General features: G+C 69.9%; 10 protein-coding genes. 4 read left to right on the top strand and 6 right to left on the bottom strand.

Going from position 1 to position 14,293, the window contains the following annotated elements:
• Nucleotides 1-18 precede the first annotated feature (18 nt).
• Nucleotides 19-1,425, top strand: a complete 1,407-nt coding sequence (gene sthA / locus AC6JA9_RS14980) for a Si-specific NAD(P)(+) transhydrogenase (protein ID WP_223746565.1) — start codon at nt 19-21, stop codon at nt 1,423-1,425.
• Nucleotides 1,426-1,431: 6 nt separating this feature from the next.
• On the opposite strand, the gene encD is transcribed toward sthA, so the two are convergent.
• Nucleotides 1,432-1,770 (bottom strand): encapsulin nanocompartment cargo ferric reductase EncD, encoded by a 339-nt coding sequence (gene encD, locus AC6JA9_RS14975; RefSeq protein WP_223746564.1) that lies wholly within the window; start codon nt 1,768-1,770, stop codon nt 1,432-1,434.
• Between the two features lie 21 nt (nt 1,771-1,791).
• Nucleotides 1,792-2,154: a nuclear transport factor 2 family protein gene (locus AC6JA9_RS14970; protein ID WP_267696867.1), complete on the bottom strand. Its 363-nt coding sequence runs from the start codon at nt 2,152-2,154 to the stop codon at nt 1,792-1,794.
• Between the two features lie 213 nt (nt 2,155-2,367).
• Between AC6JA9_RS14970 and fusA the strand changes: the two genes are divergently transcribed.
• Both fusA and AC6JA9_RS14960 read left to right on the top strand, forming a co-directional pair.
• Nucleotides 2,368-4,482, top strand: coding sequence for an elongation factor G (gene fusA / locus AC6JA9_RS14965; protein ID WP_223746562.1), 2,115 nt, complete (start codon nt 2,368-2,370; stop codon nt 4,480-4,482).
• Nucleotides 4,483-4,565: 83 nt separating this feature from the next.
• Nucleotides 4,566-6,497: an ABC-F family ATP-binding cassette domain-containing protein gene (locus AC6JA9_RS14960; RefSeq protein ID WP_223746561.1), complete on the top strand. Its 1,932-nt coding sequence runs from the start codon at nt 4,566-4,568 to the stop codon at nt 6,495-6,497.
• A 188-nt stretch (nt 6,498-6,685) separates the two neighbouring features.
• Here the strand turns inward: AC6JA9_RS14960 and AC6JA9_RS14955 are convergent, their stop codons facing one another.
• Entirely contained in the window at nt 6,686-9,142 is a 2,457-nt protein-coding gene (locus AC6JA9_RS14955; RefSeq protein WP_223746560.1) for an ABC transporter permease, read from the bottom strand.
• 297 nt (nt 9,143-9,439) lie between these two features.
• Between AC6JA9_RS14955 and AC6JA9_RS14950 the strand changes: the two genes are divergently transcribed.
• Entirely contained in the window at nt 9,440-10,351 is a 912-nt protein-coding gene (locus AC6JA9_RS14950; RefSeq protein WP_223783121.1) for a flagellar motor protein MotB, read from the top strand.
• Nucleotides 10,352-10,354: 3 nt separating this feature from the next.
• Here the strand turns inward: AC6JA9_RS14950 and AC6JA9_RS14945 are convergent, their stop codons facing one another.
• The 3 genes from AC6JA9_RS14945 to AC6JA9_RS14935 all read right to left on the bottom strand — a co-directional run bounded on the left by AC6JA9_RS14945 (nt 10,355) and on the right by AC6JA9_RS14935 (nt 14,213).
• Nucleotides 10,355-12,256: an OPT family oligopeptide transporter gene (locus AC6JA9_RS14945; protein ID WP_223783122.1), complete on the bottom strand. Its 1,902-nt coding sequence runs from the start codon at nt 12,254-12,256 to the stop codon at nt 10,355-10,357.
• A 126-nt stretch (nt 12,257-12,382) separates the two neighbouring features.
• Nucleotides 12,383-12,868 (bottom strand): FKBP-type peptidyl-prolyl cis-trans isomerase, encoded by a 486-nt coding sequence (locus AC6JA9_RS14940; protein ID WP_141331737.1) that lies wholly within the window; start codon nt 12,866-12,868, stop codon nt 12,383-12,385.
• A 67-nt stretch (nt 12,869-12,935) separates the two neighbouring features.
• Nucleotides 12,936-14,213: a dicarboxylate/amino acid:cation symporter gene (locus AC6JA9_RS14935; RefSeq protein ID WP_223783123.1), complete on the bottom strand. Its 1,278-nt coding sequence runs from the start codon at nt 14,211-14,213 to the stop codon at nt 12,936-12,938.
• Nucleotides 14,214-14,293: the final 80 nt, after the last annotated feature.

Below are 14,293 nucleotides of genomic sequence, written 5' to 3'. Positions count from 1 at the left end.
CGCGTAGTTTGGGGTCCTATGAGGGACTTCGACCTGGTGGTGATTGGCTCCGGCCCGGCCGGTGAGTGGGGGGCGGTGCAGGCGGCGCTGGCGGGCAAGCGCGTGGCGGTGGTGGAGCGTGAGCCCGTGCTGGGTGGAACCGCGGCCAACACCGGGACGCTGCCGTCCAAGACGCTGCGCGAGACGTCGCTGCACCTGTCCGGCCTCAAGGCGCGAGGCCTCTACAGCGTGGAGACGACGCTGCGCCACGAGGCCACCGTCTCCGACTTCCTCTACCGCGAGCGCCGCGTGAAGGGCATGGAGCGCGAGCGCATCGCCCACAACCTGGAGCGCCACGGCATCCAGGTGTTCCAGGGCAACGGCACGCTCCTGGACGAGCACACCGTCGTGGTGCGCCGCGCGGGCGCCGACGACGTGCGCCTCACGGGCGCCTTCATCCTCGTCGCCACCGGCTCCAAGCCCTACCGGCCTCCGCTGTACCCCTTCGGCGACGTGCGCGTGCACGACTCGGACGAGGTGCTGGAGATCGGCCAGCTGCCCAAATCCCTCGTCGTGGTGGGCGGCGGCGTCATCGGCTGTGAGTACGCGTGCATGTTCGCCGCGCTCGGCATCCCCGTGACGCTGGTGGAGGTGAAGCAGGAGCTGTTGTCCTTCCTCGACGACGAGTTCTCCGCGCTGCTCGCCCAGCGCATGGAGGCGCTCGGCATCCGCCTGCGCTTCGGCCAGACGGTGGAGAAGGTGGACGTGCCCGCCGCGTGCGAGGTCCCCATCCGCCTGACGCTGTCCTCGGGTGAAGAGGTCTCCGCGGACCAGGTGCTGGTGGCCTCGGGCCGCTCGGCGAACACGGACGGCCTGGGGCTCTCCGAGCTGGGCGTGAAGCTGGGCTCCCGGGGACAGGTGGAGGTGGGCCCGGGCTTCCAGACCGCGGTGCCGCACATCTACGCGGTGGGAGACGTCATCGGCTTCCCCGCCCTGGCCTCCACCTCCATGGACCAGGCGCGCGTCGCGGTGGAGCACGCCTTCTGCCTGGGGGGCCCCCTGGCCATCGCCACCGTGCTGCCCTACGGCATCTACACCATCCCCGAGGTCTCCACGGCGGGCGAGACGGAGGAGGGCCTGCGCGCCAAGGGCATCCCCTACGTGGCCGGCCGCGCGCGCTTCGCCACCAACCCGCGCGGGCAGATCATCGGCGAGACGCACGGCCTCCTGAAGCTGCTCTTCCACCGCGAGAGCCTCAAGCTGCTGGGCGTGCACGTGCTCGGCGAGCAGGCCTCGGAGCTGGTGCACATCGGCCTGGTGGCCATGCTCACCGGCTCCACCGCGCGGCTCTTCCTGGAGACGTGCTTCAACTACCCGACGCTGTCGGAGGCCTACAAGTCGGCCACCTTCGACGCGATGGACCGCCTCAAGCGCGGCCTCGTCTGAGCGCGCTCAGCGGCGCTGGGACTTCGGCGCCGCGCCAGCCCCCTTCAGGCTGCCCACGGTGAGCCCCGACGGGCCCGGCGCCGCGCGGTGGACGTCATCCGCCGAGGCCCGGGCCAGCGAGGACTCGGGGGACTCGCCCGCGGCGGAGCGCCCGCCGCCCTTGCCGCTGGCGCCGCGCAACAGCTCCCGCGCGCGCTCCCAGCGGACCTTCTCCTCCGCCATCAGTCGCGTCAGCTCCTCGCGGGCCTGGGGGTCCTCGAGGCCCGCCGCCGCGGCGGCCACCTTGTCCAGGAACGGGAGCAGGTAGCCGAAGTCCTTGTCGAAGGCGCTGGGGTTCGTCGCCATGGGGGCACCCTATCCCGGTCTTCAGCCGTGGTACACGCGCGAGGCGACGATGCGTCCACCCTTCACCTCCAGCACCTCCGCCACCGGCATGGGCTCCTCGCCGGGCGCGTGCCGCAGGTACTCCATGAAGACGCGCTCGCCGTCCGCCGTCAGCGCCGTCTCCTCGTAGCGCAGGCCAGGCAGCCGGGCGATGGCCTCCCGCCACCACTTCGCCAGGGCCGGCCGGCCCACCAGCTTCCCGCCCGTCTCCGGGTGCAGGAGCCTGATCTTGGGCGAGGTGTGCGTGCAGGCCTCGGCGTACAGCGCCACCAGCCCCTCCACGTCATGCGCGTTGAAGGCGGCCAGCCAGGCCCGGGCCACGGAGAAGTTTTCGCTCGCGCTCATGGTTCAGAAACCCTCGGAAGAATTCGGTGACAGTCTCTCGACAGCGAGAGTCCAAGCCGCCTCTTATATAAGGTAGGGCCCAGATTGTAGGACAAGGTGGGAGTATTGGACTCCACCGTCATGCGGATTTGGCTGGAAACCAAGTCCCGTGGGAAGTAAGGGCCCCGCCTGCTCTGTTCCGTCAGGCACATTCAAGAAAAGAAGGACCGGATCGTGGCCGCCAACGCACCCATCGAGAAGATTCGTAACATCGGTATCTCCGCCCACATCGACTCGGGCAAGACGACGCTCTCCGAGCGCATCCTGTTCTATACGGGCAAGATCCATGAGATCCACGAGGTCCGCGGCAAGGACGGCGTGGGCGCGATCATGGACTCGATGGACCTGGAGCGTGAGAAGGGCATCACCATCCAGTCGGCCGCGACGTACGCGATGTGGGGCGACTTCAACATCAACCTCATCGACACGCCGGGACACGTGGACTTCACCATCGAGGTGGAGCGCTCCCTGCGCGTGCTGGACGGCGCCATCCTGGTGCTCTGCTCGGTGTCCGGCGTGCAGTCGCAGTCGATCACGGTCGACCGGCAGATGAAGCGCTACCGCGTTCCGCGCATCGCGTTCGTCAACAAGATGGACCGCGCCGGCGCGAACTATGACCGCGTGGCCGCGCAGCTGAAGGAGAAGCTGTCGCACCACCCCGTCAAGCTGCAGATGCCCATCGGCGGCGAGGACCGCTTCGAGGGTCTGATCGACCTCATCCAGATGAAGGCGTTCTACTTCGACGGTGAGAACGGCGAGAAGATCCGCGAGGAGGAGATCCCCGCGAACATGCTGGAGGACGCGAAGGAGCGCCGCCAGCAGATGATCGAGGGCGTGGCCGAGGTCGACGACCAGCTGGGCGAGCTGTTCCTGTCGGACGCCGCCATCCCGAACGACGCCATCATCGCCGCCGTCCGCCGGGCCACCATCGGCCTGAAGATGACGCCCGTGATGTGTGGCTCCGCCTACAAGAACAAGGGCGTCCAGCTGCTGCTCAACGCCGTGTGTAACTTCCTCCCGAACCCCAAGGAGGCGACCAACAAGGCGCTGGACCAGAAGAACAACGAGGCGGAGGTCATCCTCGAGTCGGACCCGGAGAAGCCCTTCGTCGGTCTGGCGTTCAAGCTGGAGGACGGCCGCTACGGGCAGCTGACGTACATGCGCGTCTACCAGGGCCGCGTCACCAAGGGCGACTTCATCGTCAACCAGGTGAACCAGAAGAAGGTCAAGGTGCCGCGCATCGTGCGCATGCACTCCAGCCAGATGAACGACATCAACGACGCGACGGCCGGCGACATCGTCGCGCTGTTCGGCATCGAGTGCGCCTCCGGCGACACGTTCACCGACGGCTCGGTGAACTACACGATGACGTCCATGCACGTCCCGGACGCGGTGATTTCGCTCGCCGTGGAGCCCAAGGACCGCTCGGCGCTGCAGAACTTCTCCAAGGCCCTCAACCGCTTCACGAAGGAAGACCCCACCTTCCGCGTGCACCGCGACGAGGAGTCCGGGCAGACCATCATCCGCGGCATGGGTGAGCTGCACCTGGAGATCTACATCGAGCGCATGAAGCGCGAGTACCAGTGCGAGGTGAAGGCCGGCAAGCCGCAGGTGGCCTACCGCGAGACCATCAGCCAGAAGGGCGAGTTCGCCTACACGCACAAGAAGCAGACCGGTGGTTCCGGTCAGTTCGCGCGCGTGTGCGGCTACATCGAGCCCCTGCCCTCGGACGCGGTGCAGCAGTACGAGTTCGTGGATGACATCGTCGGTGGCTCGATTCCGCGCGAGTTCATCCCCGCGTGCGACAAGGGCTTCGCCGAGGCCGTCAAGAAGGGCAGCCTCATCGGCTTCCCCGTCGTCGGTGTGCGCGTGGTCATCAACGACGGCGCGTTCCACGCGGTCGACTCGTCCGAAATGGCGTTCAAGACGGCCGCCATCATGGGCTTCCGCGAGGGCTACGCCGCCGCCAAGCCCATCATCCTCGAGCCGATGATGAAGGTGGAGGTCACCGCGCCCGAGGACTTCCAGGGCTCCGTCGTCGGCCAGCTCAACCAGCGCCGCGGCACCATCCTCTCCACGGAGACCGCCGAGGGCTACGTGACGGCGGTGGCCGAGGTTCCGCTGAACACGATGTTCGGCTACTCCACGGACCTTCGCTCCGCGACGCAGGGCAAGGGCGAGTTCACGATGGAGTTCGCCAAGTACACGCCGGTGCCGCGCAACGAGTCCGAGGCCCTGATGGCCGCGTACAAGGAGAAGCTCGCGGCCGAGCAGGCGGCGCGCAAGTAGTCCGCGCCTCCCGGGCGTCCAGGTTGTAAGGAAGGCGCTCCTCTTCAGTGAGGGGCGCCTTTCGCCTTTTCGGGAGACTCACCGTGACGCTGCTCCGTGCCGCCAACGTCCAGCTCAGCTTCGGCAGCCGCACCGTGTTCGAAGGGCTCACCGTCACCATCGAAGAGGGTGAGCGGGTGGGCCTGGTCGGCGTCAACGGCTCGGGCAAGACGTCGCTGATGAAGATATTGGCGGGCGCGGCCAGGCCGGACACGGGGGAGCTGCAGCTGCGCCGTGGAGCCCGGGTCACCTACCTGCCCCAGGAGCCGGAGTTCGCGGAGGGCGCCACGGTGGCCTCCGAGCTGTCCGTGGCCCAGGGGCCGCTGCGCGAGGCGCTGGCGGCCCAGGCGGAGCTGGCGAAGAAGCTGGAGTCCTCGCCCCCGGAGGCCCACGAGAAGCTGATGGAGCAGCTGGCGGCGCTGTCGGACCGCATCGAGCAGCTGGGCGGCTGGGACACCGAGCACCACGCGAAGACGCTGCTGGACCGGCTGGGCGTGAAGGACTGGGACCGGCCCGTGGCGCAGCTGTCGGGCGGTCTTCGCAAGCGCGTGGCCATCGCCCGGGCGCTGCTCACGCGGCCGGACATGCTGCTGCTCGACGAGCCCACCAACCACCTGGACGCGGACACGGTGGACTGGCTGGAGGAGGAGCTGGACAAGCTGCCCGGGGCGCTGCTGCTCGTCACGCACGACCGCTACTTCCTGGACGGGCTGGTGGACCGCATCGTCGAGATCCAGCCGGGCGCGGGCGTCACGTCGTATCCGGGCAACTACCAGGCGTACCTGGAGCAGAAGCTGGTGGCGCAGGAGAACGCCGAGGTCGCCCAGCACAAGCGCGAGCGGTGGATTGCGCAGGAAGTAGCGTGGCTGCGTCGCGGGCCCGAGGCGCGGCGCACCAAGAGCAAGGCGCGCATCGAGCGGGCACAGAAGCTGATGGCGGAGAAGGGCTTCCAGCGCCCCAAGGTGGCGGACCTGCGGGTCATCGCCGCGCCCCGGCTGGGCCACACCGTCATCGAGTCCGAGGGGCTGACGAAGGCCTTCGGCGCGCGCAAGGTGCTCGACGGCGTGGACTTCCGGCTGCAGCGCGGCGAGCGCGTGGGCCTGGTCGGCCCCAACGGCGTGGGCAAGACGACCTTCCTGCGCGTGCTGTTGGGCGAGCTGCCCCCGGACGGCGGCAAGCTCGTCATCGGGAAGAACACGAAGGTGGCGTACTACGACCAGAACCGGGCGCAGCTGGACCCCGAGATGACGGTGTACGACGCGGCCTCGCAGGGCGAGGACTGGGTGGACCTGGGAGACCAGAAGGTCGCGCTGCGCGACTACCTGGACGACCTGCTCTTCCCGGTGCCCATGCAGCGGATGCGGGTGAAGGCGCTGTCGGGCGGCGAGCGCAACCGGTTGCTGCTGGCGCGGCTGTTCCTGGAGGGCGCCAACGTGCTGGTGCTGGACGAGCCGACGAACGATCTGGACATCGTCACGCTCAACGTCCTGGAGCGGCTGCTGCTGGACTTCGGGGGCAGCACGCTGCTCGTGACGCACGACCGGTACTTCCTCGACAAGGTGGCCACGAGCATCGTGACGTTCGACGGCAACGGCCGCGTCACGCGCTACGAGGGCAACTACACGATGTACCGGCGGCTCAAGGAGCAGTCGGACGCCATGGCCGCCGCGGAGGCCGCCAAGGCCGCGCCGAAGAAGGTCGAGCCCGTCGCCCCCGCCCCCGCGCCGAAGGCCGCGAAGAAGCCGGGCAAGCTCTCCTACAAGGACCAGCGCGAGCTGGACGGCATGGAGGCCGCGATTGAAGCGGCCGAGACGCGCAAGGCGGAGCTGGAGGCACAGCTGGCCGACCCGACCATCTACAGCAAGAGCGGCAAGGTGGCGGAGGTCCAGAAGGAGCTGGACGCCGCCGTCGCCGAGGTCGACCGGCTCTACACCCGGTGGCAGGTCCTCCAGGACCTCGCGGGCACTGGGGCCTAGTCACCCCATTTGCCGGCGCGCGAAGTCCGCCCTTGAATCCAGGGGCTCCCGTGCGGAGCCATTCCTTCCCTCCCAGGGAGTCCCTGACATGTCATTCATTCATTTCGTGCCGCCCGGTGTGCCGGGTGTTGTCACCGTTGTGTCTGCTGTTGGCGTGGGGCTGTCGTCCGGAGGAGGGCCCTGCCGGCTCAGTCGTACCGGAGCGCGATGATGGGGTCCACGCGCGAGGCCCTGCGCGCGGGCAGCCACGTGGCGACGAGGCCCACGGCGAGCAGCGCCAGGGGCGCGAGGAGGAAGGCCCACGGGTCCAACGCGCTCACCCCGTGCACCAGCCCGGACACCACCCGCGTCAGCGCCAGCGCGCCCACGAAGCCCAGGCCCACGCCCGCGCCCACCGAGCCCAGGCCCTGGAGGAACACCAGCCGCACCACCTCGCCGCGCGTGGCCCCCAGCGCCAGGCGCACGCCCATCTCCCGCGTGCGCTGGCTCACCAGGTACGACAGCACGCCGTAGATGCCCACGGCCGCCAGCCCCAGCGCCAGCGCCGCCATCAACCCCAGCAGCACCATGTTGAAGCGCTCGGAGCCCAGCGTGCGCGCCACGTGCGCGTCCAGCATCAGCGTCTCCGACACGGGCTGCCGCGGGTCCACCGCCCACAGCTCCTTCTGCACGGACGCCACCACCGCCGCGTGACTCCCGGGCGACTTCACCACCAGGTTGCGCGGCAACATCCGCACGAGCAGCTCGTTGAGCCTGCGCGTCACCTGCCCCGTCGGCACGTACAGCACCGCGGGCGCCTCCTGGTCCAACCCCCGCTCACGCACGTCGCGCACCACGCCCACCACCCGGCGCGGCGTGTCGTCCCGGAGCGACGGCACCGAGTGCGCCACCCGGATGGACTTGCCCACGGGGTCCTCGCCCGGCCAGTACTTGCGCGCGGCCGCCTCGTTGATGACCACCACCGGCGCCGAGCGCGACGTGTCCGTCTCCTCCAGCCACCGCCCTCCCACCAGCCCCAGCCCCAGCGTGCGCGCGTAGCCCGGCGACACCGGCCGGTACTGGCCGAAGCCCACCCCGGGGCCGTCCTCGCGGCCCTCGTACTTGCCCTCGATGGCGAAGCCCATGCTGGAGCCCATCTCCATCGGCAGCGTGGGCGTGGAGCCCACCTCCACCACGCCGGGCAGCGCGCGCACCCGCTCCTCCACCTGGCGCAGGAAGCGCTCCACCGCCTCCGGCTCGCCGTAGCGGCCCTCCGGCAAGGACAGCCGCAGCACGTGCACGTCCGTCGCGTCGAAGCCGGGCTTGACCTCCTGCAGCGCACCGAAGCTCCGGATGAGCAGCCCCGCCCCCACCAGCAGCACCACCGCGAGCGCCACCTGCCCCACCACCAGCACCTTGCGCGTGCGCCCCGCCCCCGCCCCCGCCGTCGCCCGCTGGGCCCCCTCGCGCAGCGCGTCCTGGAGCCTGGGCCGAGAGGCCTGCCACGCCGGGAGCAGCCCGAAGAGCAGCCCCGTCACCACCGACAGCCCCAGGGAGAACAGCAGCACCGTGCCCTCCAGCTCCACCTGCGTCCCCGGCGTGAGCAGCTCCGGCGGCGCCAGCGACAGGAGCGCGGGCAGCGCGCTCGACGCCAGGAGCACCCCCAACCCGCCGCCCACCAGCGACAAGAGCAGGCTCTCCGTCAGCAACTGCCGCACCAGCCGCCGGGGCGCCGCGCCGAGCGCCGCGCGCACCACCAGCTCCCGCTGCCTCGCCGCGGAGCGCGCGAGCTGGAGGTTGGCCAGGTTGACACACGCGATGAGCAGCACCAGCCCCACCGCGCCCAGCAGCACCCAGAGCGCCAGGCGCAAATCCCCCGCGAGCGCCGCCCGCAGGTCCACCGCGCCGAAGAACTCGTGGGCGCGCATCAGGTGCGGCTTCTGCGCCGTCAGGCGCGCGCTCAGCGTCTTCAACGCGGCCTCCACGCCCTGGGGCGACAGCCCGTCACGCACCCGCCCGGTGACGAACAGGAAGTTGGAGGCCTCGTTGTTCGTCATGTCCAGCTGCAGCGGCGTCCACAGCTGCGCCTCCGCCGGGAAGCGGAACGACTCCGCCGCCACGCCCACCACGGTGTAGGGCTCGTCGTTGAGCGTGAGCGTGCGCCCCACGACGTCCGGCGCCCCACCGAAGCGGCGCTTCCACAGCCCCTGGCCGAGCACCACCACGCGCGGCCCCCCCGGAACGTCCTCCTCCGGAAGGAAGCCGCGCCCCAGCTGAGGCCTCACGCCGAACGTCTCGAAGAAGTTCCCCGTCACCCGGACCCCCGCCAGCCGCTCCGGCAGTCCGTCCCCCACGAGGTTGAAGCCCGAGGGCAACATCTCCGACGCGGAGACCTGGGAGAAGGGCGAGCCCTCCGACGTCAGCCAGGCGTAGTGGGCGATCGCCAACGTCGTGTTGGGCCCGTCCGCGTCCCGCGCGTCCACCCGCACCAGCTGCTCGGAGCGGGGATAGGGCAGCGGCCGCAGCAGCACGCCGTGCACGACGCTGAAGATGGCCGTGTTCGCGCCGATGGCCAGCGCGAGCGTCAGCAGCGAGACGGCGGTGAACCCCCGATTCTTGAAGAGCAACCGGACGGCGTAGCGGAGATCCTCGAGAAGGACGGCCACGGATGACTCCTTGGGCGGGAATGAGAAATCCTACGCCCGGCCGGCGCCTGCGATTGCACGGTGTTTTGTTTTCCCATGATTGGGATACGCGTGCGCGGGATTGGGACTTCACGGCAAGCCCCGGAGAATCGGGACGAATCGCGCGTCAAGTCGTTCCACGCGGAGGCTCAGGGATACTTTCCCGGGATGAGGCACCTGGGCGTGAGCTTGCGCATCCCCTCGGCGCCATGCGACTCGTTCGTCTTTGGAGCTCACGGCTCACGTGTGAGCTGTCATTCCATCCTTCAAGGAGTCGTCGTGTCGTTCCGGCCCGCGTTCGCGTTGCTGTCGGCGCTGTTCACCCTCGCCCTGGTGCTCCCCTCCGCCGCCTCCGCCCAGGCGAAGACGCTGCCGACCTTCAATCTGCAGCGGATGGAGTTGGACCCGGCGGGGCTCGGCTCGCTGGTGGTGAGCACCGGCCGCACGCTGCCCGCGGGCCTGGTGCGCGTGGGCGTCCAGGGCCACTACGAGCAATTGCCCCTCCACTTCCAGACGCGCTGGGAGCCGGGCGGTGGCATGGGCCTGGTGGAGAACAAGTTCACCATGGACCTCACCGCGGCCATCGGCGTGACGGACTGGCTCCAGGTGGACGCGGAGGTGCCCTTCATCGTCACGCAGGGCGGCTCGAAGCACCTGAACGTGAACGCCCCCGAGGGCCAGGGCCTGGGCTCGCCGTGGGTGGGCGCGCGCGCGGCGCTCCTGCGGCCGGACTTCGGCTTCCAGGTGGCGCTGGATGTGTCCGCGGCGATTCCGGTGGGCAGCAAGGCGCTGCTCGCCAGGGACCGGTACGCGGTGCACCCCAGCCTCCAGCTCGGCTTCCTGGCGGAGACGTGGCAGCTGGGCCTGGAGACCGGCGTCCTGCTGCGAGACAAGCAGGACCTGGGCCCGCTGTCGGGCACCAGCGTGGACGTGGTGGGCAACGAGCTGCGGCTGGGCGGCACCGTGACGTCGCGCGCCGGAGACCTCACGCGCGGGGAGATCAGCATGCTCGTCGGCGTGCCGCTGCAGGGCGGTCAGGCGGGCGCGGAGCTGCTGGTGGCCATCCGCCGCCACACCACGTCCTGGATGGACCTGTTCGTGATGGGCGGCCCGGGCGTGGGCGCGGGCCTGGACACGCCCACCTTCCGCTTCGTGGCCGGCGCGTCGTTCGCCACCGGCCGCGTGGACTGACGCCTACTTGGGCATCACGCCGAAGGCCTTCGCCATGGCGATGGCGATGCCCAGCAGGCTCTCACCCGCGATGAAGCCCGAGGAGACGGGGAGCACCATGTCCTCGGCCAGCTTGGGCTTCTTGCGGCGCAGCACCTCGGCGATGGCCGAGCCCAGGAAGAAGGCGATGGAGCTGGAGGCCGGGATGACGATGGCCAACCCGAAGCCCGCCGGCGAGGGGATGTAGCCCTTCAGCTTCGCGGGCGCCCAGCGCTCCAGCAGCACCAGGCAGATGCCCAGCGTCGCGCCGCACAGCGCCCCCCAGCGCGCGGTGACGGGCATCGCGGAGACGCCCGTGGCCAGGAGCTTGGACACGCCCGCCCACACCATGGTGGCCGGCGCGGGGAACTCCTCGGTGCCCAGCGCCTCCGCGTTGGGAATCAGCAGGTTGAACACCGGCACCACCACCGCCGCGCCCGCCACCACGCCGAACAGCTGCGCGACGAACTGCTGACGCGGGTTGGCGCCCAACAGCCACCCGGACTTCAAATCCGTGAGCAGGTCCGCCGAGTGCAGACCCACGCCGCCGGTGGCGTTGGCGCTCATCACGTTGGCGGGGATGTTCCCCGGCGCGAGGCCTCCGAAGATGAGCTGCGTGACGGGGCCGAGCGCCTTGGTGGGCGTCGTGTCCGTCTCGCCGGTGACGCGGCTGGCGACCACGCCCATCACCACCGCCAGCGGCATGGCCAGCACGCCCGCCCACCACGGAATCTGGAACAGGTACGCCATCAGGAAGATGGCGATGGGCCCCAGCACCGCGAAGCCCAGCGGGAACCACGACGGCGGACATTCAATCCCGGCCAGCGGGTCCGTCTCCTCCTGCTGCGCGCCCTTGCCCCGGAACAGCCCCGACAGCGCCTTGAACGAGCGCGCCACACTGCGCCACTGGAAGGCGAACGCCAGCAGGCCCGACGACACCAGCAGCGCCGAGCCCGTCCACACCATCCAGCTGTTGATGGCCTTGTAGGTGATTTCGGGGATGGAGCCCTGCGTCACCATCGCCGGGGCCAGGAAGCCGTACGACAGCACCGCGCCCAGGAACATGGACCAGCCGGTGCGGAAGCTCACCAGCGCGCCCGCGCCCACCAGCAGCAGGCTGAAGTCGAGCGACATCGTCCACGCCGAGGCCTTCTTGCCCAGCATCGTGAAGGGCAGGCTCACCTTCTCCGGGATGTTGGTCAGCCACGGGAAGCGCGCGTCACGCACCAGCACCAGCAGCGCGCCGACGACGCCCGCGCCCGTGAGCAGCCGCGACTTGCGCCGCGCCACTTCACCGTGGCCGTGCAGCGCGCGGATGGTCTCCGCGGTGGCGGTGCCGGTGGGGAACGGCAGCGCCTCGATGTTGATGAGCTGGCGCTTGATGGGGATGGCCGCGAAGACACCCAGCGCGGAGATGACCGCGAACCACACCACCAGCCAGCCCGCGGGCGGCAGCGTGCCGGTGAGCATCAGCAGCGCGGGCACCGCGGCCATGTTGCCGCCGCCCGTCATGTACCCGGCCGCCGAGGCCACCGAGCCCATGGCGTTGTTCTCCAGGTCCGTGAAGTCGTTCTTCAGCACGCGCAGCGAGCGCAGCGTGCTGAACACGGCGAAGGCCAGGATGCAGGCGGTGATGGTGACGCCCAGGCTCCAACCCGTCTTGAGGATGACGTACAGGTTGGACAGACACATCACCGCGCCAATCAACATGCCCGCGATGACGGCGCGCACGGTGAGCTGCCGCGAGCCGCCCTGGTAGACGTGTTTGAGCCAGTACAGCTCCGGGTCCTTCTCCGCGGACGCCCCGGGCTCGTCGGCGTTGGCGTCGGTGGGCTGGAGGCGGAGCCCCGTGGGGCTCGGTGTCTGTTGGGACGGGGACTGGCTCATTGGGGGCGAAAAGATAGTGCACGGCCCCCGCTGTCACGAAGCACGGACTCCAGCAGGCAAGCAAAAGGGGCGGGGTACTCCTGCCCCGCCCCTTCGCTCGTCGCCGCAGGGCGTCACGCCCTGGGGTCAGCCGTGGTCGTGCCCGCCCGGCCCGTGGACGTGGCCGTGGGAGAGCTCCTCGTTGGAGGCCTGGCGGACCTCCTTCACGGTGACGTCGAAGTGCAGCGTCTTGCCGGCGAGCGGGTGGTTCAGGTCGATGACCACGTCGTCGCCCCGGACCTCGGAGATGCGCAGCGGGATGTCGCCCTGGTCCGTCTGGGCCATCAGCGTCTGGCCGGGCTGGGGCACGAAGCCCGCGGGGAGCATGGCGCGAGGCACCACGCGCACGCCCTCGGGATCATGCTCGCCGTAGCCCTGTGCGGGCTGCACCACCACCTGCTTGCTGTCGCCGGTGGACAGGCCCTCCAGCGCGCCCTCCAGGCCGGGGACGATTTGACGGTGCCCGTGCAGATAGGCGAGCGGCTGGCCGGGCTCGCTCTGGTCGATGACCTGTCCATCACCGAGGTGCAGCCGGTACTCGAGCGAGACGATTGAATCCTTGGCGACCCTCATGCGGGCTCCTTGGGTGCGACGGTGGGACGACTCCGCGGAGAAGGATGGGGATGGGTTCATCCCGATGTCAGGAGGTGGAAGGCCCCGCTGCCCGCTCCACGTCCGTGCGAGCGGGCGGCTCTCCGCGCGCCACGTACACGGCGGCGGCCAGGTCCCCGGTGACGTTGAGCGTGGTGCGGCACATGTCCAGGAAGCGGTCCACGCCCAGCACCAGGCCCAGCCCCTCCACCGGAATCTTGAACATGGTGAGGATCATCGCGATGACGGGGATGGAGCCCGCGGGCACGCCCGCCGTCCCGATTCCCGCCAGGATGCAGATGAACATGATGAGCGCCTGCTGCGACAAATCCAGCGGCACCTCATAGACCTGCGCGAGGAAGAGCACGGTGACGCCCTCGAACAGCGCGGTGCCGTTCTGGTTCATCGCCGAGCCGGCCGTCAGCACGAAGCGCGACACGTTGGGGGGCAGCTTGAGGTTCTCCTCGGCGACCTTGAGCGCGGTGGGCAGCGTGGCGCTGGAGGAGGACGTGGAGAACGCGGTGACGATGGCCAGCCGGCAGTCGCGGAAGAACTCGATGGGATTGCGCCCTCCCAGGAAGCGCACCGACAGCGAGTACACGATGAACATGTGGACCGACAGCGCCAGCAGCACCGTGCCCACGTAGGCCGCCAGCTGCTGGAGGATGCCCAGCCCCAGCCTGGCCGTCATGGCGAACAGCAGCGCGCCGACGCCGTAGGGGGCAAGCCGCAGCACGCCGTCGATGAGCTTCATCATCACGTCGTAGAGGCCCTGGAGGGTCTCCTTCAGGCGCTGCACGCCCTCGGTGGGCGTGAGGGCCACGCCCAGGCCGAAGATGAGCGAGAAGACGATGAGGCCGATCATGTCCCCGTCCGCCGCGGCCTTGAGCGGGTTGGTGGGCACCATGGACATGAGCACGGCGCCGAAGGACGTCTCGGACGGAGGGGGCGCGGCCTTCACCTGGGTGCCGCCCCGGGCGAGCGCGCGGGCCTCCTCGCTCAGGCCGTGGCCGGGCTGGATGACGTTGACGAGCACCAGGCCGATGAGCACGGAGATGGCGGAGAACACCACGGTGTAGCCCAGCGTGCGCGCGCCCAGGCGGCCCACCTGCCGCAGGTCCAGCTCCGCCACGCCCATGACGAGGGCCGCGAACAGCAGCGGCACCACGAGCATGAGGAGCAGGCGGATGAAGATCTGCCCCACGGGGGAGGCCACGTTGTTGACGGCCCAGTCCAGCCAGGGTGCACCGCCCGCGAGGGCATTCGCGCCGAGCCCCGCCACCGTGCCGGTGACGATGCCGATGAGCATCTTGTGGTGAGCCTTCATCGCGCAATCTCCGCGTCCTCCCGGCGGGAGGGCAATGGGGCGCGCAGCCTACTGGCAAAGGAAGGTGGCGCCCACCCTCC

The sequence above is a fragment of the Myxococcus sp. MH1 genome (assembly GCF_059738865.1).
This window is presented reverse-complemented; position numbering and strand designations above follow the sequence as displayed.

Excerpts from the sequence above, each read along its gene's own strand:
- AC6JA9_RS14970 (WP_267696867.1), bottom strand. The coding sequence starts at position 2,154 with ATGAGCGCGAGCGAAAACTTCTCCGTGGCCCGGGCCTGGCTGGCCGCC.
- AC6JA9_RS14945 (WP_223783122.1), bottom strand. The coding sequence starts at position 12,256 with ATGAGCCAGTCCCCGTCCCAACAGACACCGAGCCCCACGGGGCTCCGC.
- AC6JA9_RS14940 (WP_141331737.1), bottom strand. The coding sequence starts at position 12,868 with ATGAGGGTCGCCAAGGATTCAATCGTCTCGCTCGAGTACCGGCTGCAC.
- encD (WP_223746564.1), bottom strand. The coding sequence starts at position 1,770 with ATGGCGACGAACCCCAGCGCCTTCGACAAGGACTTCGGCTACCTGCTC.
- sthA (WP_223746565.1), top strand. The coding sequence starts at position 19 with ATGAGGGACTTCGACCTGGTGGTGATTGGCTCCGGCCCGGCCGGTGAG.
- AC6JA9_RS14935 (WP_223783123.1), bottom strand. The coding sequence starts at position 14,213 with ATGAAGGCTCACCACAAGATGCTCATCGGCATCGTCACCGGCACGGTG.